We start from the raw sequence: 24445 nt of genomic DNA, 5'->3' as shown, positions 1-24445 counted from the left end.
AACAGCGGAGCACACACTTTGTGCCAAAGCCAGTGTAGATTTATCTAAATCTTTCAGAGTACGAAGACGCTTTTTCTATCCTAATTTCTTCGCTTCTCCAGCGGTATTAGTAATCAAAAGATCCAGTACATCCAACGCGTCATCTAATGCAATAATCTCATAGGCTTTTACAAAAGCGACGAGTATCGCTGTACGTTTACTCTCAGGCATTAGGCCTATTTTATATGCCGAAATTATTCCTGCATGACGAGCAATATGCTTAAACCTATAGGAGGAATGCCGGTAAAATCCAATTCCTCCTATAGGTTTTGAGTACTTTGTAACGTTCAATAGCCTCATTAAATGCTGGACCACTGATATTCACCGGCCCCTTACGAAAACGGTCGAAGTGTGATGTTCTTGATGTTTCTAAAATTTGTATTGAAGAGTCTAGCTTAACTTGCTGCTCAGGGCAAAAGAACTTTATGTTGGATTAGCCATCTAGTCGCTAAATCAAGCAGTAAACTAGGGTGTTCATTACTGATCCAGCTTCGGCTATAAGGTAAACAAGATAATCGGAATGACCAAGGCCAAGCAAACTCACGATAACCATATTGATTTCGGATCAAGGAAGTATGTTCGCGGCATGTGGTTTTTCGCTGAGAATAACCCGAAAAATATTGATATCAGTGATGTTAAGTTGCCTTGCGACAAACCATTGGGTATTCGCTGGAACCTGATTTAAATTGCTCAAGAAAGTACCAAGAGTTATCCGAATTCAGCACATCAACAGTTTACGAGTTACTTAACTGCCAAACTGTCAGATACATTGATTAACCTGTAACAATAAGCCCTTTCAATACTAATGAAAGGGCTATAAGGGTATAAAAACTATTAAAGTTTTGTACACCTTCGATGATCAATACCGTAAGATTTTTTCGGGGTAATAATTTGGCTATTTTTTATTGGTTGACCATAGGTTTTAAACTTGTCTGCCATAACTGCCATTTCGTCATCATTTAAGATTGCAGGTATACCAAAGCTCGCTGCAATGCAGTGAATTTTGGCGCAGTGTTCAATCTGCTCTGCAATGTTGAATGCGGCCTCTAAATCTCCGGCACCCGTTAACAAACCATGATTCGCAAGCAAAACTGCACGACGATTGACCATAGACTCAAAGGCCGATTCAGCAAGCTCTTGTGTACCAAAGGTTTGGTATTCTGCACAGCGAACGTCTTTGCCAGAAAAAGCGACTAAATAGTTGGAGGCTGGGAGTGACTGTCGTAGCGTAGCAATTGCCGTGCAATATGTTGAATGAGTATGGACTATGGCATTCAAATCATCACGGCGATCATAAAAAATTTTATGCATACTCCATTCACTGGATGGTTTGCGGATAGATTCAATACATTTGCCTTGCATGTCCATAATGACGATGTCTTCTGGCTTTGCATCAAAATAATCTACGCCACTTGGACTCATGGCTATCAGTTGCTGTTCACGGTTAAATATTGAAATATTACCGCCAGTGCCTACTGTCAGTCCATGAGTGATAAGTTTTTTGCAAGTTTTTACAATTTCAATGCGTTCTTTTTCTAATAACATGATGAAACCCTATTAATAAGCCTAACTAGTCTCGATTATCTGCATAAATGATAAGGCTTGAAATCAAGCGTTCATGATCTCAGGGAAAAGATCTAGCAAACCAACATTGGTAGACTCACATACGCCTTTCTCAGTAATTAAACCAGTTACATATTCAGACGGTGTAACATCAAACGCATAGTTTCCACATGGAGTACCTACTGGGGCGGTATTTACGAATTTGCGTTCCCCTTTGGCGTCGATACCTTGCACATGTGATTGTTCTGTGCCATCACGTTGTTCAATTGGAATCTCGGTAATGCCGTTCCATACGGTTGGATCGATAGTTGGCGAAGGTAGCGCAACGTAAAATGGTACGTTGTTAGCGTGAGCAGCGAGCGCTTTTAGGTAGGTGCCTATTTTGTTGCAGACGTCTCCACGGGCAGTAACTCGGTCAGTGCCTACAATTACCAAATCTACTTTGCCTTTTTGCATTAGATGCCCGCCCGCATTATCAGCGATAAGAGTGTGTGGAATACCATGTGCACCTAACTCGAACGAAGTCAGAGCGCCTTGATTACGTGGGCGAGTTTCATCAACCCAAACATGCATTTTGATACCTTCGTTATGTGCTAGGTACATAGGCGCTGTAGCAGTGCCCCAATCTACCGTCGCTAACCAACCAGCGTTACAGTGTGTCAAGATATTTACTACCTCACCTTCTTTTTTTGTGCTGGCAATTTTACGGATGATTTCAAGGCCGTGCATACCGATACTGTGATTAATCTCAGCGTCTTCATCGCATATGATACCAGCCTCATTGTAAGCCGAAACTGCGCGCTTGTGTGCTGGTGTGCTTTCTAGTAGCTTGCCAGTACGGTCTAGTGCCCACTGTAAGTTGATTGCTGTAGGACGAGTACTCACAAGGGTATTATATGCAGATTCGATTGCTTGATCGCTATTGTCTACCATCATTGCGAAAGCCATACCGTACGCACCTACACAACCAATGAGAGGTGCACCTCGTACTTTCATCGAAACAATAGCTTCAGCCGCTTGTTCCATGGTTGTTAGCGTTAAGATCTCAAACTCATATGGAAGCTTTTCTTGATTGAAAATGTGGATACCTTGTTTGTCTTCTGTAGTCCAGATTGAGCGGTAACTTGTGCCGTTGATTTTCATATAAATTCCTGCGTAGTAGAGGGTGATTGTTGGGTTACAGCTCGATTGCTGTTTCGAGCGCTAATTCAATCATTTGGTGTAATGAAAGTTCACGTTGTTCTATCGTTAACTTACCGCCGTTTTTGATATGGTCGGTGGTTGTTAGAATGCCTAAAGCCTTAGCTCCAAGTTCTGCTGCGACTGCGTAAAGGCCCGCAACTTCCATGTCAACGCCAACAATGCCGTATTTTTCTAACACATCGAAAAGCTCACGATCAGGGCCGTAGAACAAGTCACATGTGAATAAGTTACCTACTTTGATATTTAACTCTTTTTCTCGTGCTTTATTTACCGCTGTCTCCAGTAGTGTGTAGTCAGCAATTGCTGCGAAATCGTGCCCTTTAAATCGGTCACGGTTAGTCTTTGAGTCGGTACTTGCTCCCATTGCAACCACAATATCCATCAGTTCAATATCATCACGCACTGAGCCGCATGATCCTATTCGAATAAGGTTTTTAACGCCAAATTCATTAATAAGTTCATAGGCATACATGGAAATGGAGGGGATCCCCATACCATGAGCCATCACAGAAATACGTTTGCCTTTGTAGCTTCCGGTATAACCGAGCATGTTACGTACGTTGTTCACTTCAATAGCGTTTTCTAAGTATTTTTCAGCAATATACTTTGCTCTCAATGGATCGCCCGGCATGATGACAGTTTCAGCAAAATTACCCGGGTTAGATCGAATAGCAAGTGCCATGGTTATTCTCCTATGGGTTTGTTAGACGTTATTTTGAAAGTTCATCAGAGCAGCGAGTGAGATCGGGATCACGTTAGTTATTTTATGAAGCTTAAAAAATGAACATGTTATCCATATAAGTTGATATTGAGTTTAAACTTATAAAATCATTACCAATGGAGGTTTGTAGGGATAATGGTTTTTATTAGATATGTTTATTAGTAACAAACTGTGTTCAAAGTCACGAAGTTCCCTAAAAGCTGTATGAGATGATCCTTGACAATCAATTGCAAATATTAAAAGGAACCAGCGATGTTTTCATTCGTAAGTATATTAGGAATAGTTGCTCTTCTTGGCGTAGCGTATTTTTTATCAGAAAACAGAAAAGCAATAAGTTTTAGAACCGTCGGTCTTTCGTTCGCTATTCAGTTTTTTATAGGTGGACTGATACTTTCTTCTTCTATTGGTCAAAATATCATTCTCGTAATGGCGAATGCTATGTCATCTATTATTTCGTACAGTAACGATGGCATCCGTTTTCTTTTTGGTGGCTTAGTAAGCGATAAGATGTTCGAGTTGTTTGGTGGGGATGGATTCGTTATCGCATTTAGAGTTTTGCCCATTATCGTCTTTTTCTCTGCCTTGTCTACTGTACTTTACTATCTAGGCATCATGCAGTTTGTTGTTAAATGGCTTGGTGGCGCGTTGCAAAAACTGCTTGGCACCAGTAAAGCGGAGTCCATGTCAGCAACCGCGAATGTATTTCTCGGTGTTACTGAGGCTCCTCTTTTAGTTAAACCATATATGAACAGTATGACGCGTTCAGAATTGTTTGCTGTGATGTGTGGCGGTTTGGCCTCTATTGCTGGCACTATGCTATTAAGCTACGCCCAATTAGGTGTGAAGATGGAGTATCTATTAGCTGCATCTTTCATGGCTGCGCCAGGGGGGCTTTTGTTTGCCAAAATTATGATTCCGGAAACAGATTCCGTATCGGATGCCAATTTAGATGAATCGGCCACTAGTCAAAACGCTAATATCATCGATGCGGCAGCAACTGGTGCTTCAAATGGTGTGGCACTTGCGATTAATGTCGGTGGTATGCTTCTCGCGTTTGTGGGCTTAGTTGCAATGCTTAACGGTATGTTGGGAGGCATTGGCGGCTGGATTGGTATTGAGGGACTAAGTTTACAAATGATCCTTGGCTACTTATTTGCTCCAATCGCATGGTTAATGGGTGTACCTTGGTCTGAAGCGACGCTTGCGGGCTCATTTATTGGCCAGAAGGTTGTTATTAACGAATTTTTTGCTTACATCAACTTAGCTCAATATCTGAGTGGTGATGCTGTAGTTGCGACTACTGGTCTGCCTATGTCTGAAAAAACTCAGGTTATAGTCTCATTCGCTCTGTGTGGATTTGCTAACTTTGGCACGGTAGCGATTGCCATTGGTGGTATCGGCGGCATGGTTAAAGAGCGACGTAAAGAAATAGCGGCGCTAGGGTTTAGAGCTTTGATTGCTGGTATTTTATCTAACCTGATGGCTGCAACCATTGCTGGTTTGTTTATCGGCTTTGCTTAATCGGGAAACTTCCATTGAGTATTTGGAGAACAACAATGACTACCAACGTATTACCGAAAGTTATTTTGCACGAACATATTGAAGGATCAGTAACGCCAAGGGTTGCGAAATTATTAGCTACGACTCATAACATTACACTGCCGGAAGATTTCTTTTATTCGCCTGGTTCGTATGATGAGGTTGATTTTCCAAATGGTCGTTATCTATATGATGAAAGCGACTTTGGTGCGTTTATTACTACATACGATAAAGTCGCCGACTTGATTCGCGAGCCATCAGATTATTATTTGGTGGTTAAAGATTATCTATCACGTAATGCTCAGCAAGGCATGATCTACTGTGAAATTATCACGTCAGCATTTCACCTATGTTTGGATACTGATGGTCAGTTAAACGCTGAAAAATACCATGCTATTATGGATAAAGTAGAGCAAGCGATTAAGGAAGTTTATGAAGAGTTTGGTACCGTGACTCGATTACAAGCTTGCGCAGTGCGCCATCTAAGTGCAGATGAACTCGCGATGAGTATGCAATTTATGGAACATAACCCTAGGGGGCTTATTACAGGTTTTAATATCGCGGGTAATGAGATGGCAGGGCAGTTTGCGGATTTTTCCAACGTCCATGAAGGTGCTGATAGGATGGGCTTACACAAATCCTATCATGCAGGGGAAATCTGTGGTCCAGAGAGCATCACCGAGGCATTAAAACATGGTGCGAAACGCATTGGCCATGGTATTCGCGCGATTGATGATGAGTCCGTCATCGCCGAACTTATTAATAACAACATCACGCTTGAAATTTCTCCAACGAGTAACCGGATTTTGGTGCCGCAAATGGAGCAGTCTCTGGTTAACCATCCGTTAAGAAAGTTATATGACAAAGGAGTTCGCCTTTCGATAAACACAGACGACGCTGGTTTATTTGGTACTGATGTGGACAAAGAGTATCAAGTTGCTGAAATGCAATTTGGTTTGAATCGAATAGAGCTGTTAGATGTGACGCTATGTGCCCTTGAAGCTGCGTTTGTTGAAGAGGTTTCTAAACAAGCATTAGTTAACAGTGTGTATGAGCAGTTTACCTCAGAAGACTGTAAGCAGCTTGCTCGGTATTGTGAGCAATTAACTGAAGGATCATTGAAGTCCCGATTAACAGAGCGGCTGCAACGTATAACAGAGGAGGGCCAATGAACGAAGTAATATTAGCGCTGTTTTCTGGTCTTATTGTTGGAGCGGTTTTTACGGCAATAAAATTACCTATACCTGCTCCCCCAGTTATGTCTGGAGTAGTTGGTATTATTGGTGTCTACTTAGGTTCAGTGATGTATACGAACTTCATTAGCAATATAGTTCAAAGGCTATTTTATTCTCAGTAACTTAGATAAAATAAACGACCAACAATAAGTGTTGGTCTTTTTTATTGGGAGCACTATGGTAAATAATTGCCCTATTTTTGATGAGTCATACAAAGGTCTGCAAGTTAACTATTGCGTTTCTGCGGAATGTGAAAATTTTGGCATCAGCGATCCCGCGCTATATAAAGATGTAAAAAATGATCAGAACCTGAATATCTACTTTTGCCCTAAGTGCGGCTCTTATCCACAGAAAATTGACAACAAAACTGTTTATCAATCAATTCAGCTCCAAAAACAGTACCATCAGCTAAAGGTAACCTCTTGCCCACACAAACAATGTGGCACACACGGTTTCGCTGTTCATACACATATGGACAAGTACCGCTCATTTGGAAAAACCAGCACATTAAAGCAACGTTACCAGTGTCGCGAGTGCAAGTGTGTTTTCACTGATCGTTTCTCTGGTATCAATACTCACCTTGAACTGCAGAGTGCACTATTTTATGGTATGAAATACAACCAAGGCGTGAGGAATCTTTGCGCGTTGGAAGGAATTACGCCAAAAGCTTTTTACACGCATCAAAGAGATATGGTCGATAGGCTTAAATATCTCGCTCATATCAAAGAGTATCAATTCTTTAATACTGCGGACGAATGTCATCTTACGACTGATTATCGATATATTAATAAAGCAAGTGGGGCGATTATTGTCGCGAGCGTACATAACCAAAGTGGTTATGTTTTGGGATTTGATACCAATATATCAAAAAACATTGATAAAAGTTGCTTGCTTGACAAGCCTAAATCAAAGCGTCGTGTTCGTGTTTCGCCCATTGAAGAGAAAGGCGATTTGATGTCCCAAATTTTTGCGGGGTATGACGAGATTATGTCAAGAACGAACTATCTCGATCCTGCAAGTAACGGTACGGTTATGATTCGAAAGTCATCTGAACTTACTCAGCCCTATTTATGTAGCTTTGCGCATGCATTCGTAATGCACCGCAAGCTAAAGTACAAATCGCAACTATATTACTTTGTTGAACAAGAGACAATGCTGCGAAATGCGTTCATTAACGCCTCTTTGGATGAGTTAAAAACGCAAGGTGCTCAGTTATTCTATTACAAAGAGAGCTTAGAAAAAATGGAATGGTTCGATAAAGATAGATTGCACGTGAAAAACATTGGCTGGTGGCAAGATAAGTGGGGCTTTGTTGCAATGCCTGATGGAACAAAAGGTGCATGTCACATCAAAGGCAATGGCTTAACACTTGAGAAGTGGAGAGCTTTGACTGTAGAAACCTCTCTCAACGATGTAATTCGTTATTTAGACCTATCGTCAAGTTTTTTAAGAACCTTGGTTAACACAGTGAATCACCAGTCGATCAATGACTGGTTACATATCTTCACAACCTATTATAACTATTGTATCCCGAAAAAAAACGGTAAAACACCTGCTCAATTGATGGGGTTTACAGATAGACCGATGGGGTTGAGCGAACTTCTTAGTGGCGAACATACTGTAAAGGCTCGATGATACGAGCCCTTTGTACTGCAGTTGTAGCGGTATATCGGTTTGATTATTTGTAATCACCTTGCATGTAGCGATAGAACGACGGGTTAACCCATACTTTATGTGACTTGACGTCGTATGATTTTGCTGCCGCTTGTACTTTCTTTGCTTGAGATTTTGCTTTTTCAGGCAAAGACATTAAATCTGCTTGATACTGGCCAATTTTAATTTGGTTTTCGATTAGTACTTTGTAGTTTTCCATTGGAGTGTATGAACGGTAGAACGGTTGCCACCAAGATTCAACAATCAATCCTTTTTCATCGGCAGAATCTTTCTTCGCATATTGGTTGATAAGATTCATGAAGTCCTTTTTCGCCTCAGTCGTTTGGAATTCAAAATCTAAGTTATATTCCTTCACTACCGCAACCATCTTGCCACTTTCTAATGTGTAAACAGGATAGCTTGGCTCGCCCCATTCAGGTAGATAGACGAATGCCGAAGACTTCGGAGTAAACTGAACTTTAGGGTTAAATCCTTCGCTCTTTATCAAATAAACTAATTGAATAGCATGAGTAAGATCACTGTGACCATAGCGGATCATAAGCTCAGGATTGAAGTTGGACATCTGTTTAACATCAACGAGGTTATAACCAGTCGTGAAATCTTGATCAATGAAGGAGTTTAGTGTGTTGATGACAGCCTTATCTTGCACACCTTCTGATGTTAGCCACGTTTTTTGAATACGTTCAACAATATTTTTGTCTGATAGATTACCGATGTAGTTTTCTGATAAATCTAATTGGTCTTTGATAAAAGCGCCCAGCTTTTCTGATTTTACTTTGCTGTTACTCAAGTCCGCAACTGAAATTGCACCAATATCAACAAGTAGTGCATCGAATCTAGACGCTTTATCTGATTGAGTTGCAGTAATGATCTTTTTTTCAGAGTAGGTCTGTGCAAGCTCTTGAAGTTTCAATTCATTAACGGCTTGTTCCGCAGTTAGCCCTGAAGCAAATGAGGTTACAGGCAACAAAGATAGAGCAAATATAGAGCTTAGAATCGTTCTTTTCATGGTATGAATCACTTCTTTTAAGTTAGTTGAGGCTGAACAATATTGAAGTTGATAGTGAATTCAAAATGTGACCGAGAAACCAAAACACTATATTTCAAAATGAAATATTTATAGTGATATCTTCTAAATTTCATGTCATCCGTATTTTTTAGTTTTTTACTCATAAATCAACATGGATAGATAACGACAATTTTTCAATGTCTGAAATTTTTCATAACTTTTTAATTTAGGAAAGTCACTGACGCATTTTTGCCCCAAAGCTTATATGGAATTCACGTATTTACAAAGTGATTTGGCAATTAAAGTTAAGATGCGATCGTATATTCGGCTTCTTATTGAAGGCGCTACCTTCTAGCCTTTGATGTTTGCGCACCTACTGACCTCATCGTCTTATCAGCTTTTAATAGCATGAAGGAATGGTCTGGTTTTCAATTCCAAAAACAAGGTCAAGACCAAGTGTCAAACTGTTGATCGAGAAAATCATTATTAAGCATGACGATATTGATATCAGGCTTTGAGAAAACGGAGCTGAACACCTGGCACTATAAGTTACGAGCTCAGCTATGCTTGAGCTTGTCGTATAACAAATTTTTTTGAAAAAACTTGGGGCGCTTTACGGGTCTCAAAGCTTTGAACTCCAGAGACAGAGTGAACAATAAGGGAAGCCGAATTAAAATTGAAATGAATCAATTTGGCAACCCAAGCGTCTTGCACGCCAGTAATGACTGGTTTAGTATTTCGGCCCCATCAGTCTACAACGCAAAAGTGGGCGACAACTAATTACCTTACACAAAGGTAAAAGCCATGACCCCAACCCCAACGCCCAGCAACTTGCATTGACCAGTGGTCATTTCTGGCTTGCTACATTGGAAACAAGCTAGGTTAAATTACTTAGGGAAATTTCCGAGAAAAAAACATCAAAAACGATGATGTCAGCCTAATGGTCGACTTAACGCCCCCTTATACTGGATATCTTAGAAGCCACTCTGAGTGATCAATTGCCACCAACCGCTCCCCGTTTGATTTGGCAGCACATCCTTCAAACCTATGGAGTGAGCAGCAGGAAAAATAGGTTATAAGCATAATTCCGTGACAACCTAATAATCATCCAACTCGAGTCCTTTCTCAAGTAGCTCAGCTTTCAGCCTTTCTAATACTCGCGATTCTATCTGTCTGACACGCTCTGATGAAATAGAGTATTTACCTGCTAATTCTTTAAGACTGACTCTATTATCTTCATCTTTGACTAGCCAACGACTGATAAGAATATCCTTGCTTCTTTCGTCTAATTTTTCTACAAACCCGCTAATACTGGACAAACACCAATGATTAAAATCTTCACTTATCCAGTATGTCTCAGGATTTCTCGAACAATCTTCCAGCAATTTAGAGTGAGCAGCACCAACCATACACTTTTCATCAATTGAGTCACCAAATGTTTCATCAAAAAACTCGTCTGCTTGCCGAAGTCTCGCTTGCATATCAACTACGTCTTTTTCACTAACGTTAAGGTAAGTGGCAACTTCATTTACCTCGTCCTGACTCATCCAGCCAAGCCGTTTTGTTAAACTACGTAAATTAAAAAACAACTTTCTCTGAGCCTTAGTCGTAGCGACTTTAACTAACTTCCAGTTTCTTATTACATACTCATGAATCTCCGATTTTATCCGATGCACAGCATAAGTAGCAAAACGAACGCCATAATTGAGATCAAACCTTTTTACAGATTTCATTAGCCCAACACTACCCTCTTGGACAAGATCTTCCATCGGGAGACCATACCCTAAATAATCTTTGGCAATGAAAACCACAAACCTTAAATGTGATAAGACAATTTGACGCGCAGCATCTAATTCATTGCTTTCAATATATGCTGTAAATAGTTGTTTCTCTTGATCTTCGGTCAATATTGGCTGACTGTTGGCGTAACTCAGGTAGGATTGAAACCCTCCTGTGGTTGAATCAAAACCATTAAATGATAATTCTGTACCAGACATCGTGCTCTATCCTTTTTTAATCAAACAGTTAACTTTGGAATTCGTACAATTGTTTTCGCGATCTCACTAATCACCTCCATTACAGCTTGATCTACTGGGTCATCAAAAAATTTATTAGGATATTGGGACAGGGAAAATAGACAGCTACCTTTGTGTAAGCCATCAAATATTTCCGTACTCAGCTCTATTTCTTCACCTTCCAGTATTTCAATAGTGGGTTTAATTTCATTATTGCTCTCTTCAAAATCAATTTCCGAACTCTGTTGAAGGGCTCCAAACCCACGCTGAATTAATAAAGAACTTCTCGGTTGCATATTGTTTATCATTTCATACATTCTTTGATACATTTGTGAAAAATCTTCAGGCATAGTGCCGAAACTCTTCCTAATATTTTTATTTTTTGAAGCTTGGGGCGGCTCCAGATTCATAATCCAATATGTTGACGCACTAGCTTTTTCAAGCTCAGCAATTTTTTTATGTACTGTCCATGTGCTGTAACCAAGCACCGCAATAACAACAAGGCAAAGAACAACACAAGCAACTAATACGTGTAACTTGGTGCTTTTCGTCATATTTCTTCCCCAGCCAATAGAGTTGACTAATGAACCCAACCTTGAGGATGGCTATGGCCTACCGAATAACAAGAAACAAAGAACCCCCAACTCTATTAATTTGTAGAAGCACAGATGAGCGATTTCTAGACAAAGCATTTTCCAAAGAGTCAAGGTCAAATACTCGGCGCTTATTGACCGCGACAATGATATCGCCAGTTCTTAGACCTCTATAAGACACATTGCTGTTTGGTTCAATACTGACAACTCTTATTCCTTTTTGATTTTGCTCACTTTCAAACTGAACCCCTTCTAGCAACTCGTGTAGCTTCCTACTTGTGCTTGTCTGCGAACTTTCTTTGCCTACTTTTACTTTTATTTTCTCCTCATCACCGTCTCGTAGTATTATCAGTATCACTTTGTCGCCGATTTTTTTCATACCGATCTGGCTTCTAAGCTGTCCTGTTGATACTGTTTTTTTCCATCCACTGCGATGATGACATCACCAGACTTCAAACCCGCACCTTCTGCTGGAGAGTTTTCCATTACACTCGTTACAAGAACCCCAGCTTGGCCATTTGCTATATCGAAAGCTTTACGTAAATCAGGAGTTATATCTTGAATACCAATACCGATACCAATACCAATACCAATACCAATACTAATTTGTCCACGTTTGACTTCACCATGCTCGATAATTTGTTCCATACTGGTTTTTGCCATATTGGATGGAATAGAAAAACCAATACCCACATTCTCTCCTGATGGTGCAATAATGGCTGTATTAATACCAACTAAAGCACCACCAGAATTGCCGGGATTAATCGAAGCGTCGGTTTGTATGAAATTCTCATACCCTTCAATCCCTAAACCGGTTCGGCCCAGCGCGCTCACTACACCGGTCGTAACAGTTTGGCCGAGACCAAAAGGGTTGCCGATTGCAACAACAAAATCCCCCACCTCCAGCACATCAGAGTTGATAATTTTCACCTCAACCAAGTCATCGGCCTTTATTTTAAGAATAGCAATATCTAACTCTGCATCTTCACCTAATACCTTGGCTTCAAAGCTGCGTCCGTCAGCGAACGAAACCTGAACCTCGTTGACCCCTTTAATGACATGATAATTAGTCATGACGATCCCATCGCTAGCGTTTACAACCACTCCAGACCCAGCACTTTGCTGCCTCTTTTTTGGTTGTTGCTGAAACTGTCGTTGCTCTGGGATATCAAAGAAATGCTTAAAAAATGGGTCGTTCAGCAATGGATTGAAGCTATACTGCTGTGTAGAGAATGTTGAGATATTGACAACAACTGGATACACCTCTTTAATCATGGATGAAAGTGATGGAAAGGGCTTGCCATCACTAGTTACATTTGGCAATGCGGCTTGCACTTGCCCGAACAAAAGCATCAATATAAAAAACAATGGGGTAACTATTTTTTTCTTCATGGCACCTTTCCTCCATATTTGTGTAAACCTGAAAGAGGGAGGCGGATTACCGCCTCCCTTAGTACTTAGTCCGTAAGATTACGATGAAATTGAAATGCGTTTCACATCGCCTTTAGGCAATGCTTTTCGTGGAATTTGAATAATCAATAAACCATTTTTCATATTGGCTGAAATCTCATCCCGATCAGAATCTTCAGGTAACGATAAAGTACGCTGAAAAGAGCCAGCACTGCGCTCCACACGATAATATTGCTTATCTTTACTTTCGCTTTTTTCCTCTTTCTGTCCTTTAACAACCAGTGTATTGTCATTCAGTTCAATTTGAATATCGTCTTCTGATAAGCCAGGCAAATCAATGGATACCTCATACTCTTTTTCACTGCCCGATACATCCAGTTTCGCTCGATAATCACCCAAAAGTGAATGTTCAAAAAGACTGTTACTAAATATCGATGTTGAACGGGCGGCTCTTAAGCCCGAAGGCATACCGAATGATCGCCACACATCATCAAACAAGCGGTCCATTTCCTGGTGTAGTTGGAGAAGTGAACTTACAGAACCTTGCTGTGGTGATACGGAGGTATTGCCACCAGTACGAACTTCAGAAAATGCTTCATTTTTAGATACCGGAATTTGGTTTTTTGAATCATGTTCATGTTTAAACCAGTTCCAGAGATTTAGTTTTTCAATATTCATAAAATACCCTCCCAAATATGGGTGAAATTCATGGCTAATAATATAGAGGGTGCGTTACACACCCTCTAATTATTTACTCATCATTAACCTTACCGTCATTAATACCTTTAGGTTTATGCTCTAAAATATTTCCACTTTGATTTATAGCAATAGATTTAGGCTTCATTTCCTCAGGTATTTCTTCAACCAAAGTAATAGTTAACAAGCCATTAGAGAGATTGGCATCGGTAACTTCAACATAGTCTGCTAAGTTAAATTCACGCTCAAATGTACGATTGGCGATACCCTGATATAGATATTTACTTTCTTGATCAGAGCTCTTATTACCGTGCACTGTGAGTACGCCTTTCTCGACTTGAATATCAATTTCTTCTTGAACAAACCCCGCTACAGCCAAAGTAATGGCGTAACGATTCTCACTAAGAACTTCTATATTGTATGGGGGGTAGCCGCCAACAGTTGTTTCACTGGTCAACGCATGATCTAACAATGAAGCGAGGCGGTCAAATCCTACACTATTTCGATATAGTGGAGTTAGGTCGATTGAGTTCATAATATATCCTCCATAAGAAGCAATACAAAATAAAAACAATGTATGTAAAGAGTTTCTATATAGACAACCCTTATATTAATTTTATAGTGTTTTAACAAACCATTTTCAAGTGTATTTTTATAAAATTTCTTTATAAAAAAGATATGTTAATTATCATCTATAATAAGATTGGTTTTTATTTATATTTCATATTCAAAAATTTAAGCGAGCTTCCTTTCCCGCTTTAATATCTTATTAAATATGCTCTATTGGTTGTTTATCTGTTATTTGTTCGGAAATCATCGCTTCAGTAGTGATCATTAACCCGGCTACAGACGCTGCATATTGAAGTGCTGAGCGTGTGACTTTTGTCGGATCAAGAATACCCATTTCAAACATATCGCCGTATTCTCCTGTGGTCGCATTAAAACCGTGGTTCACATCACCTGCTTTGACATTGTTCGCAACGACAGACGCTTCATCGCCTGCATTAGTGACAATTTGACGGAGCGGTTCTTCCATCGCCCGTAACGCCACTCTAATACCAACATCTTGGTCTTCGTTGTCACCAGAAAGGTCAACCAACTCCTTACCTATCTTCGCCAAAGCGACGCCTCCCCCGGCAACGATGCCTTCCTCAACGGCAGCTCTAGTGGCATGCAGTGCATCATCGACACGATCTTTCTTCTCCTTCATCTCAACTTCAGTCGCAGCACCAATTTTAATTACTGCTACCCCACCAGCGAGCTTCGCTATTCGCTGTTGGAGCTTTTCTTTATCATATTGAGAGGTTGATGGTTCGATTTGATTTTCTATCGATTTAACCCGGTCTTTGATAATCTGCTCATTCTCTAAACCACCAACAATAGTGGTTGTATCTTTAGTCACCGTTACTTTCTTTGCACTACCCAATTGCTCTAACGTGGTTTGTTCAAGTTCATGACCCAGATCTTCGCAAATCACAGTGCCACCAGTTAGAACCGCAATATCTTCCATCATTGCTTTGCGATTATCACCGAACCCTGGTGCTTTAACGGCAGCAGTTCGTACAATACCACGCATATTATTCACTACGAGTGTTGCCAGTGCTTCACCTTCAATATCTTCTGCCAGAATCAATAAAGATCTGGACTGTTTAGCAACTTCTTCAAGAATAGGCAGTAATTCACGAATATTGCTTACCTTTTTATCCACCAAAAGAACGTAAGGATTGTCTAGTTCTACGGAGCTACTCTCCTTATTTGTGATGAAGTACGGAGAAAGATACCCGCGATCAAGCTGCATACCCTCGACGATCGCAAGATCATTATCTAACCCCTGACCTTCTTCAACGGTAATAACACCATTACGGCCAACCTTGTCCATCGCTTCCGCTATGATGTCACCAATCGACTTATCACTGTTTGCTGAAATGCTTCCCACTTGTGTAATCGATTCATTGTCACTGCAAGATCGAGACATCTCACGAAGTTTCTCGACAGCAGCTTCCGTTGCTTTATCTATACCTCGCTTTAAATCCATTGGATTCATACCTGACGCGACAGCCTTTAATCCCTCATTGATCAAAGATTGCGCCAACACTGTTGCCGTTGTTGTTCCATCACCAGCTTCATCATTAGCCTTCGATGCGACTTGCTTTACTATTTGTGCGCCCATGTTCTCGAACTTATCTTCAAGCTCGATTTCTTTTGCGACAGAGACACCATCTTTTGTGATGGTTGGAGCGCTAAATGATTTATCCAGTACAACGTTTCGACCTTTAGGCCCTAAAGTAACTTTAACTGCATCAGCTAACAGATTGACGCCATTAAGCATCTTTTGACGTGATTCATCAGCAAATATAACTTCTTTTGCGGTCATTATTATCTCCTCAAAAAATAATTAAAAATCAATTACTCAACGATTGCTAACACATCTGATTCGGAGAGGATAAGGTACTCTGAACCATCGATTTTTTCTGTTTTGACACCATAGCCGTCATTAAAAATGACGATGTCGTCGACTTTAACGTCCATCTCGGCCCTTTCTCCATTGTCCAGTCGCTGACCTAAACCAACAGCAACGACTTTCCCTCGATTGAATTTTTGGGCTGATTGAGGCGTAAGTACAATTCCTCCTTCAGATAGGAGTTCTGCTTCGAGTCTTTCAACTATCAGCCGATCATTTAAAGGACGAATATTCATGAGGTTAGCCTCCTACAATAGTTAAACATAAAAAACATAATAGTGACGGATAGAGCCAGGTAATGCTCTACCAAACAGGTAAATAGGGACAAAGAAAAATAAGTTCAAGGGAGAATAAAAAAATTTTATAGAAAATTGGCTATCTAGACAGCTTGCAATCGTTAAGTTGCTTCGGTACAAAATTGTAATGGTACGATGATCTTAGAGATTAATTAAGCCTTATAATCACATGATAAATGAGGCCAAATTATGAAACGAAAAGAACGAGTAATCATTTCCGATCAACAAAAACTAGAATATGCAAAAATGATGGTTGAAGATGGATATTCTAATCAACAAATACAAGAAATATCGGGTGCATGTTCTTCTGCTGTGGTTCGATGGAAAAGACAATATAAAGCCGAAAAACAAGGTATTACTCCTCAAAACCAGAAAGCAATAACGCCTGAGCAGCAAAGAATACAAGAGCTGGAAAAACAATTAGATAGAGCAAATAGAGACATCGACATACTAAAAAAAGCCAGCGCTTTGTTCATACAAGACAACTAAAACAAGATGCCGTCAGGCAGATGAAGAAAACGTATTCGAATTATACTGTCTCTGAATTGTGTAGAGTACTTAAGTTGTCATCGAGCAGTTTTTACTACAAAAAAGTTAATAGACGCAGTGACATTCAACTTCGTCATCAGATCCGAGTAATATCAAGTGAATCAAATCACACCTATGGTAAACGTAGAATTAGAGAGGAGCTTGTAGACAAAGGGTCACAGTAAGCCTGTATAAAGTTGCCAAGTTAATGAAAGAGCAAAATATTTATGTTCGTTATCCGAAAAAGAAACATTATTATCCTGATGCAGGAGTAGAAAAAAGATATGCACCAAACCCGTTAAATCGTCAATTTAGTCCAGATGCTTACAATACCCATTGGGTCACTGATGTTACTTTTATCCGCTCACATCAAGGATAGAGCTATCTGGCGTGCGTGATCGACCTAGCAACAAAAGAAGTCGTGGGGCATGCGTTGTCTCGCTCACCTAATACTAAACTAACACTCGCAGCATTAGATCAGGCAATTATTAGGAAAAAGCCGAGCACAAACCAATTAATGGTTCATTCAGATCAAGGGTGCCATTATAGTTCTCATGCCTATAGAAGTCGTCTAAGCGCCTTAAATATAACGCAAAGTATAAGTCGAAGAGGCAATTGTTGGGATAACTCAGTAATGGAGCGATTCTTTAGAACATTAAAATCAGAGCATTTAAATGTGCTGAGCTTTATCAATCACCAAGCGGTGATACCCGAAGTAGAGAATTATATTGCTTTTTACAATTACAAACGGCGACACAGCGGATTAAACTATATTACTCCGCACGAACAATATGTTCAGATGAAAAAAGTAGCTTAAAAACTCTCCAGTATTAGTGGATCATTACATGACCCCAATAGTTATGGATTTAGGCCAAATCGCAGTACTGCCGATGCAGTTGGGCAGTGTTTCAAATGTTTGGCATTAAAGAAATCAGCTAAATGGGTACTTGAAGGGGATATTAAAGCTTGTTTCGACAAGATCGGCCATCAATGGCTTCTTGATAACATCGCTATTGATAAGAGAATGTTGGAACAATGGCTAAAATCTGGCTTTATGGACAAAGGTCTGTTTTATCGCACTGATGAGGGAACACCACAAAGTGGGATGATATCACCAACCTTGATGCTAATGACTCTTGCTGGACTTGAGCAGCATATTAAGTCTACGGCTCTCAAAAAGGGTAGTAGAGCCAATTTCATTGGATACGCCGACGATTTCGTCGTCACCTGCGCTTCAAAGGAAGTGTTGGAGAACGATATCAAACCGTTGATCGCTGACTTTTTAGCGGAAAGAGGATTAACATTATCCGAAGAGAAAACGCACATTACACACATCGATAACGGCTTTAACTTTCTAGGGTTCAATCACAGAAAGTACAAAGGGAAATTGCTCATTAAACCGAGTAAATCTAACACATTGCTGTTCTTGAGTAATCTGCGCGAACTCATCAAAAAGCATGCAACAACCTCTGTAAACGATCTTACCAAACTGATAAATCCGAAATTAAGGGGTTGGGCTAATTATTATCGCCATTGCGTGGCTAAACAGGTATTCGGATATGTTGGTCATAAGCTATTTCTTGCATTATGGCAGTGAGGCGTCATCCGACAAAATCCAAAACTTGGGTGGCCCTTAAATACTTCGTCAACCGAAAAGGCCAATGGCATTTTCATGGTTGGCAGAAGATCATGGATATGGATTGCCAGTTCAATCTCTTCCAAATAGCCAAAGTACCGATCGAGAGGCATGTAAAAATCCGAAGTGCAGCGACACCATATGACCCTCAACACCAAGAATGCTTGGCTAAGAGAAAGTCAAAAAGACAAGCTCGCAACTCTTGGAAGGAGCCTACTCTCGCTGCTTTATAAGTTGCTGGGTATCAAACGATGCCTTAGTGGAGGCTTGAGCCTAGTGCAGTGAAAGTTGCACGCTGAGTTCTTAGGGGGACGGCACTTGGTAACAAGTGTCGTCTACCCGACCAATATCATTTAGTATAAAAGCTCATTTATAATCCGTTAATATAAATAACACATACATTTTCTAATCTAAAAGAAGTTCCAATATTGAAAATCTTAATTTGAACAGAATTATCTAAAGTTAAATGTTTCTCGTTGAAACTTAATTACTGATAACGTGCGATTTTGGCTGTAAAGTTTGATCGAAATATAAGAATGTTAGCATTATCTTAAAATTAAATTAAATCAGCGTCTTACCTTGCATAACTAAGTGGAATGTACCAGTCTTATTTCATAAGCATGGATAAGGATTGTGTATGCCCGCAAGTTCAATGAAAAACAAAGGGGTGGTAGGAAAAGTCCTACTGCCTTCTTTACTCATAAATCTTCTCTCTCTCGCCGTTCCGTTAACGGTTTTACAAATTTACGATCGTATTTTACCTAACCAAAGTTACGGTACTGCCACTTTGTTGTTGGCGGGTGCAGCGTTGGCTGTTGCCATGGAAGCATTGATCCGGTTTGTGCGTACTTGGCTTTTGTCAGCCGCGGCCAGCAATACCGAGAAAGCGACCTATCAAACCTTGGTTGAAAGAGTAACCACGGCTTCATCAGGCCATCTTCGCCACATTGGTGTTGGCGGCGTGGAAGAGGGGCTGGGCTCAGTATCAAAAGTCAAAGATTGGTATTCCGGCGGTGTGATTGCAGGCTTTATTGATTTGCCTTTTGCATTGATCTTCTTGGGCTTGGTGGCTTACATCGGCGGTGAGCTGGTGGCGATACCTTTGGCAGTTTGGCTGATTACTCTCGGAATTGTTTGGTTATCTTCTATTCGCGTTAAAAGCTTAAGTGAAGAAGCTTCCCAAGATGAGCAGGAGCGAAAAGCGTTTTTGATTTTGCTAAGCCAAACCATTCAAGGAATCAAACGTCAGGCCGTTGAGTCTCGAATCTTAAATCAGTTTAAATCCCTCAATAATGTTCGCTCTCAGTCTAAAGCGAAAGAGGAAGAGCAAAACGCCTTCGCACAAGAGTGTATTCAACTTGCAGCATTGGCGACGTCAGTTTTACTCGTAATTACGGGTAGCTTGTGGGTATTGGATGGCCAATTAACCACTGGTGGGTTGGCGGCATGTTCCATTTTATCGGGCAGAGCCGTTGCACCTCTGAGTGCTCTGGTTGGGGTTCGAATCAAGCTTAATTCAATCCATAGTGCTAATCAGGCAATAGAAAAATTGAGTGACTTGTCACTATCTGAGTCTTCAGATTCTGAGCAAGCTGAGATCTACTTATCTGATTTTGAGACTTTGGAAATCAAGCAAGCCACCGTTGAAAGATACGGTGAACTCTCTCATGCAAATGTCACACTGAATAAAGGTGAATTGGTATTGTTAGAGAGTGAAGACCGCCACACCAACAGTCATTTATTGTCGTCGATTGCAGGTATTGATGACCTTAAAGCGGGCAAATACTTCATTAATAGAACTGCCGTTTCAAACGCATCCGTAACCAACATTGCAGCCTACTGTGGCGTTAAAGGACAACTGGTGTCAGGGACCATTCTTGATAACTTGTGTGGCTTTGATCCTGAGAGAACACAAAGCGCCAATGATTACGCTGTGCGTTTAGGGTTAACCAAAGAAATTACGCGTTTACCCGATGGGTTAGAAACACAAATTGGCCATACGAGTGCTTCTTTGTTGAGTATGGGTAATATTAAGATGCTCAACATTGCGGCTCAATTAGCGAATGGCAAGCCCGTTATTATGCTAGAAAGACCGGATTCTTCACTTGATTTAGATGCTCTTGGAAATCTCGCTAAGGTGTTGAAAGAAGAAGTCTTAGCAGGGCGCACCATATTGATGGTGAGCTATCATTCGAAACTTCGCGAATTAGCTAATCGAATCATTACAGTGGAAAGTCGAGCTATTGCCGAAGAAAGTGAGAGCAATCAGGAGGCCGTCGTATGAATCGTTTAGATGCTAGCAACCGTGCAAATATGAGCAATCGTTCAGATACCAGCGGTCGACAAGAGGTTATGAACCATTTAGAAACCCAAAGCCTTTCGGTTCTTAAGCAATTGGAAGTCAACGCTAATATCCAGTTGTTCGCACATCAATGGGTCGATGAGAATGGCATTGAATCAATCGACGACATGTTCGCCATGTTCGATAGGCTTGCATTACCCTATCGCTTGGTTGCTAATCTCGATGAGGTAGGTGAACACAAATTAGTATTATTGGTGCTTGGTGAACATGAGTTGATCTCAGGTCATTTAGAATCGAAGCAATTTGTTGCCTTTAGCGCGAATGAAGCCATTACCGATGTTCCGCAGTTTTGTATTGTCATAGATGGTCCACCATTAGAGAAGGCCTCTCCTGATTGGGTTGGTGAACGGTTACATGCGTTTCGTCCCATCATCCCTAAATTGCTGTTGGTCAGCTTTATCACCAACTTGTTTGCGCTTGCTGTTCCATTCATCACGATGTCGATTTATGACCATGTGATTGGTGGTGATGCAGGGCATGAGCTGCAAGGTATCGCTATTGGCGCAGCCTTGTTGTTTGTGATGATGGGTTGGTTAAGAACATTGCGTAGCCGAGTGTTTGCTTCAGTTTCAAACCGAGTGAGCCGTGAGATATCCCAATCCCTCGTTCAACGTCTGCTTCGAAATAGCTATGCTCAAAACCAGCAAACAGCCTCTTCTAGTCAGCAAAATCAGGTGATGTTGTCGGAGCGCATTTCAGGTGTGCTATCAGGGCCATTAGGAAATGCATTGTTTGATCTGCCATTTATTCTTATTTTTGTACTTGCGATAGGTATTTTAGGCGGATGGTTGGTGCTGGTTCCTATCGTCTCTTTGATTCTATATTACTTGCTAGCTAAACGATCGATACGCTCTAGCAGCAAGCGCTCAATGCAATCAACGGTGGCTGGTACGAATCGTCAAAACATGACCAATGAACTGTCATCTAAGCTCGCCTTTATTCGCAGTGCTGGATTCTCAGAGCACTGGATTCAACGCTTTAAAAAGGCCAATCTTCTTGCGTCTACAGTGACTTTTAATCAATCGGTTCTCCAGAGTCGGTACACCTCGATTTACTACTTCATTGGTGTGGGTTCGACATTAGCTGTGATGGGGTTAGGAATAGGACTTATTTTTGAAGAAGTGATGACGCCCGGTGGTTTGATTGCTTCAATGATGTTGATATCAAAGGTGACTGGTCCTGCTCAGGTATTGGCGAATAGTGCGATGCGTTTTAATAGCTTTAATCAATCCAAGTTGCAGGTGAATCGTATTTTTTCTCAGCCGTCTGAGCGTGAGTTCAGTTACCAACATCACCCGTTGCCTGTGGTCGCGCCTAACTTGAAATTAGACCAAGTGACATTGCGTTACCCTAAGCAGAGTCGTCCCGCCTTGAGTGGCGTGAGTTTTGACATTGAAGCTGGCGAAATTGTTGCGATTACTGGCCCTTCTGGTAGTGGTAAATCAACATTAATCGAAGTGTTGTCTGGGTTACAGCCTATCCAAAACGGCATGGTCGAGCTTGAAGGCGTTAACCTAGTTCAATACGATCCGCAGCTTTATCGCCATTGGTGCTTCATTCGAGCGGCTTATCCTGATTTGCTCACGCTGAGTATTCGAGCCTGGCTAAACGACGGCCATAAAGTCGAAGATCAGAAAATGATCTCTGCAATTGAAATGGTAGGCGGAAAGCGTTGGTTCGAGACATTATCAGGTGGACTCGATACTTCGATTAGCAGTATTCAGCCAGATAGCCTTTTTGACATTCTGTCTGGCAGCGTCGCACAGATCCTCATTGACGCGAAAGCGCTGGTTTATGAATACCCCATGTTCTTAATGGATAACCCTGTGCCTGATGCTCATCCAAATGCTAAACGTATATTTGGTGAGTTTGTGCACTCGAAAAAAGGAAAAGCAACGGTGATATACACGTCCCACGATCCGGATTTAATTAAGCTTGCCGATAAAGTCGTTGTGTTAAATGAAGGTGCAGTAGTTTATGCCGGTCCGTTAGAGCCGGAGCAGCCTTCAGAGCCTCAAGCTCCTCAAGAGTCGCAGTTATCTGAGCAACCATCTCCTGAACAGCTACAGCAGTCAATTAAAGATCCGACAGCTCAACAAGAACAATCAGAGTCAAAGCAAGGAGTCGCGAATGACTAAACAATCTATCGAGAAGGGCAGGCGCTACGGTGAACTTGTTGAATCACAAAGTACGGCTCGTACATTGGCGTTGGCCACATGGTCGGTTGCCTTATGTGTCATTGCTTTTGCCACTTGGTCTGTGGTCACTCAAGTTGATGAAATCGCCAAAGCTAAAGGAGCGGTGATTCCAGAAGGAGAGAAACAAGTATTACAAAGCGCGATTGGCGGTAAGTTAAAGCAAGTTCTCGTTAAAGAGGGCCAGTTGGTTGAGAAAGGTCAGCCGCTTGTTGAGTTTGATGCCACTTTCCAGCGTACCGCTCTTGAAGAATTGAAGTCTCAACAAGTGACGCTTCTAGCCAGTGTGGAACGTATGAATGCTCTGCTAGAACAACGTGAACCTAACCTTGCTGATTTCGAGGTCGATTATCCTGAGATTGTTAGCCAACAAAAAGCGCAACTGAACGCGCAGAAAGCCCTTTACTTCCAAAAACGTGTGGTGCTTGAGAAAGAGAGCGAGCAAATTGCAGAGCAGCTTCGTAGCGTAGAAAAAGCCTTGCCGAGTTATGAAAAAGAGTTGAACGCGACTAAGCAAGAGTTGAACATATTAGAAAAGGGCTATAAATCAGGCAATATTTCACGTTTACGCGTGCTTGAAATGCGCCAAAAACTGGCCAGTATTGAACAGAAAATTGAAGAAGCTCGTGGTAAGAAGTCGGTATTGATTAGACAAGCTGACAGTAATGGTCAAAAAATTATACAGCTTCTTGCGGAAGCGAAAGCGAAAGTGAGTGATGACCGTTCTAAAGCCGTATCTGATTTATCGGCATTGAATGCCAGAGTTCGTTCAAGCCAAGCAAAGTTGACGAACACAATGTTAGTGTCGCCGCTACAAGGTTTGGTGCAAAGCCTGCCAAGTACACAAAACGGAGGCGTTATTCAGCCGGGTGGGACCGTTGTTGAAATTATTCCTGTTGGTGGGAAAGCTGACTTTAAAGCCCGTTTGTCACCAAGAGATATTGGTTTTGTGAGTGTAGGGCAGCCGACTCGAATAAAGATTGATGCGTTTGATTACAGTCGTTTTGGTGCCTTAAAAGGGGTGGTTGAAAGTATTTCTCCGACCACAAGCCAGAGTGAACGAGGCGAAATCTATTATGAAGTGGTGGTATCGATTGAAACGCCATACTTCCGTGATAACCCTGAGAGTTTTTCTATTCTGCCGGGTATGACGGGGGAGGTAGACATCACTACTGGTGAAAAATCAGTATTCCAGTATTTATGGAAACCGATCTACACCAATGTCAGTGTCGCATTTGGTGAAAGGTAATCGTTATAAAGAGTCGTTGAG

22 protein-coding genes and 2 pseudogenes are annotated in these 24445 nt (G+C 41.1%); 10 read left to right on the top strand and 14 right to left on the bottom strand.

Annotated elements, in window-relative coordinates; translation table 11 throughout:
- Positions 1-75 precede the first annotated feature (75 nt).
- Positions 76-210, bottom strand: a complete 135-nt coding sequence (locus tag CHJ_RS24185) for a hypothetical protein (protein ID WP_411861598.1) — start codon at positions 208-210, stop codon at positions 76-78.
- Between the two features lie 236 nt (positions 211-446).
- A complete protein-coding gene (locus tag CHJ_RS24180) occupies positions 447-608 on the bottom strand; it encodes a hypothetical protein (protein ID WP_411861597.1) in 162 nt (53 codons plus the stop codon).
- Between CHJ_RS24180 and CHJ_RS24175 the strand changes: the two genes are divergently transcribed.
- On the top strand, positions 560-724 hold the full coding sequence (locus CHJ_RS24175; protein WP_411861599.1) for a hypothetical protein: 165 nt from the start codon (positions 560-562) through the stop codon (positions 722-724). The two genes, CHJ_RS24180 and CHJ_RS24175, sit on opposite strands and share 49 nt — an antisense overlap.
- Before the next feature lie 149 nt (positions 725-873).
- Here CHJ_RS24175 and CHJ_RS23740 read toward each other — a convergent pair whose 3' ends face one another.
- The 3 genes from CHJ_RS23740 to deoD all read right to left on the bottom strand — a co-directional run bounded on the left by CHJ_RS23740 (position 874) and on the right by deoD (position 3487).
- A complete protein-coding gene (locus CHJ_RS23740; protein WP_317919362.1) occupies positions 874-1584 on the bottom strand; it encodes an L-fuculose-phosphate aldolase in 711 nt (236 codons plus the stop codon).
- Positions 1585-1647: 63 nt separating this feature from the next.
- On the bottom strand, positions 1648-2745 hold the full coding sequence (gene mtnA, locus CHJ_RS23735; protein WP_317919361.1) for an S-methyl-5-thioribose-1-phosphate isomerase: 1098 nt from the start codon (positions 2743-2745) through the stop codon (positions 1648-1650).
- A 34-nt stretch (positions 2746-2779) separates the two neighbouring features.
- On the bottom strand, positions 2780-3487 hold the full coding sequence (deoD, locus tag CHJ_RS23730) for a purine-nucleoside phosphorylase (RefSeq protein ID WP_317919360.1): 708 nt from the start codon (positions 3485-3487) through the stop codon (positions 2780-2782).
- A gap of 291 nt (positions 3488-3778) precedes the next feature.
- Between deoD and CHJ_RS23725 the strand changes: the two genes are divergently transcribed.
- Genes CHJ_RS23725 through CHJ_RS23710 form a run of 4 tightly spaced genes read left to right on the top strand, consistent with a single transcriptional unit; the run spans position 3779 to position 7935 of the window.
- A complete protein-coding gene (locus tag CHJ_RS23725; RefSeq protein ID WP_317919359.1) occupies positions 3779-5047 on the top strand; it encodes a NupC/NupG family nucleoside CNT transporter in 1269 nt (422 codons plus the stop codon).
- A gap of 35 nt (positions 5048-5082) precedes the next feature.
- Entirely contained in the window at positions 5083-6237 is a 1155-nt protein-coding gene (add, locus tag CHJ_RS23720; RefSeq protein ID WP_317919358.1) for an adenosine deaminase, read from the top strand.
- Positions 6234-6422, top strand: a complete 189-nt coding sequence (locus CHJ_RS23715; protein WP_317919357.1) for a XapX domain-containing protein — start codon at positions 6234-6236, stop codon at positions 6420-6422. The genes add and CHJ_RS23715 overlap by 4 nt, the downstream gene beginning before the upstream one ends.
- 55 nt (positions 6423-6477) lie before the next feature.
- Entirely contained in the window at positions 6478-7935 is a 1458-nt protein-coding gene (locus tag CHJ_RS23710; protein ID WP_317919356.1) for a hypothetical protein, read from the top strand.
- A 43-nt stretch (positions 7936-7978) separates the two neighbouring features.
- Here the strand turns inward: CHJ_RS23710 and CHJ_RS23705 are convergent, their stop codons facing one another.
- The 9 genes from CHJ_RS23705 to CHJ_RS23665 all read right to left on the bottom strand — a co-directional run bounded on the left by CHJ_RS23705 (position 7979) and on the right by CHJ_RS23665 (position 16394).
- Positions 7979-8983: a hypothetical protein gene (locus CHJ_RS23705; RefSeq protein WP_317919355.1), complete on the bottom strand. Its 1005-nt coding sequence runs from the start codon at positions 8981-8983 to the stop codon at positions 7979-7981.
- A gap of 1097 nt (positions 8984-10080) precedes the next feature.
- Entirely contained in the window at positions 10081-10980 is a 900-nt protein-coding gene (locus CHJ_RS23700; protein ID WP_317919354.1) for an RNA polymerase factor sigma-32, read from the bottom strand.
- Positions 10981-11000: 20 nt separating this feature from the next.
- Positions 11001-11552 (bottom strand): hypothetical protein, encoded by a 552-nt coding sequence (locus CHJ_RS23695; RefSeq protein ID WP_317919353.1) that lies wholly within the window; start codon positions 11550-11552, stop codon positions 11001-11003.
- Positions 11553-11610: 58 nt separating this feature from the next.
- Positions 11611-11970 (bottom strand): PDZ domain-containing protein, encoded by a 360-nt coding sequence (locus tag CHJ_RS23690; protein ID WP_317919352.1) that lies wholly within the window; start codon positions 11968-11970, stop codon positions 11611-11613.
- A complete protein-coding gene (locus tag CHJ_RS23685) occupies positions 11967-12983 on the bottom strand; it encodes a trypsin-like peptidase domain-containing protein (protein WP_317919351.1) in 1017 nt (338 codons plus the stop codon). The genes CHJ_RS23690 and CHJ_RS23685 overlap by 4 nt, the downstream gene beginning before the upstream one ends.
- Positions 12984-13061: 78 nt before the next feature.
- Positions 13062-13679 carry an Hsp20/alpha crystallin family protein gene (locus tag CHJ_RS23680; protein ID WP_317919350.1) on the bottom strand — a complete coding sequence of 206 codons (618 nt, stop codon included), beginning with the start codon at positions 13677-13679 and terminating at the stop codon, positions 13062-13064.
- A gap of 73 nt (positions 13680-13752) precedes the next feature.
- Positions 13753-14232, bottom strand: coding sequence for an Hsp20 family protein (locus CHJ_RS23675; RefSeq protein WP_317919349.1), 480 nt, complete (start codon positions 14230-14232; stop codon positions 13753-13755).
- Positions 14233-14466: 234 nt separating this feature from the next.
- Complete coding sequence (gene groL, locus CHJ_RS23670; protein ID WP_317919348.1) at positions 14467-16071, bottom strand: chaperonin GroEL; 1605 nt, start codon at positions 16069-16071, stop codon at positions 14467-14469.
- Between the two features lie 32 nt (positions 16072-16103).
- Entirely contained in the window at positions 16104-16394 is a 291-nt protein-coding gene (locus CHJ_RS23665; RefSeq protein WP_317919347.1) for a co-chaperone GroES, read from the bottom strand.
- A gap of 249 nt (positions 16395-16643) precedes the next feature.
- On the opposite strand from CHJ_RS23665, the pseudogene CHJ_RS23660 reads away from it, so the two are divergent.
- The 5 genes and pseudogenes from CHJ_RS23660 to CHJ_RS23640 all read left to right on the top strand — a co-directional run bounded on the left by CHJ_RS23660 (position 16644) and on the right by CHJ_RS23640 (position 24424).
- Positions 16644-17799: pseudogene (locus CHJ_RS23660) on the top strand (IS3 family transposase).
- A 21-nt stretch (positions 17800-17820) separates the two neighbouring features.
- Positions 17821-18851: pseudogene (locus CHJ_RS23655) on the top strand (reverse transcriptase domain-containing protein); the annotation flags it as partial.
- Between the two features lie 404 nt (positions 18852-19255).
- On the top strand, positions 19256-20902 hold the full coding sequence (locus CHJ_RS23650) for an ABC transporter ATP-binding protein (RefSeq protein ID WP_317919346.1): 1647 nt from the start codon (positions 19256-19258) through the stop codon (positions 20900-20902).
- Positions 20899-23118 carry an ABC transporter transmembrane domain-containing protein gene (locus CHJ_RS23645; protein WP_317919345.1) on the top strand — a complete coding sequence of 740 codons (2220 nt, stop codon included), beginning with the start codon at positions 20899-20901 and terminating at the stop codon, positions 23116-23118. Before CHJ_RS23650 ends, CHJ_RS23645 begins: the two co-directional genes overlap by 4 nt.
- On the top strand, positions 23111-24424 hold the full coding sequence (locus CHJ_RS23640; protein WP_317919344.1) for an HlyD family type I secretion periplasmic adaptor subunit: 1314 nt from the start codon (positions 23111-23113) through the stop codon (positions 24422-24424). Before CHJ_RS23645 ends, CHJ_RS23640 begins: the two co-directional genes overlap by 8 nt.
- Positions 24425-24445: the final 21 nt, after the last annotated feature.

It is taken from the genome of Vibrio sp. MACH09 (genome assembly GCF_033238805.1).
Lineage (GTDB): Bacteria > Pseudomonadota > Gammaproteobacteria > Enterobacterales > Vibrionaceae > Vibrio.
The sequence above is the reverse complement of the archived record's forward strand: the minus strand, read 5'-3'. Positions and strand labels throughout refer to the sequence as shown.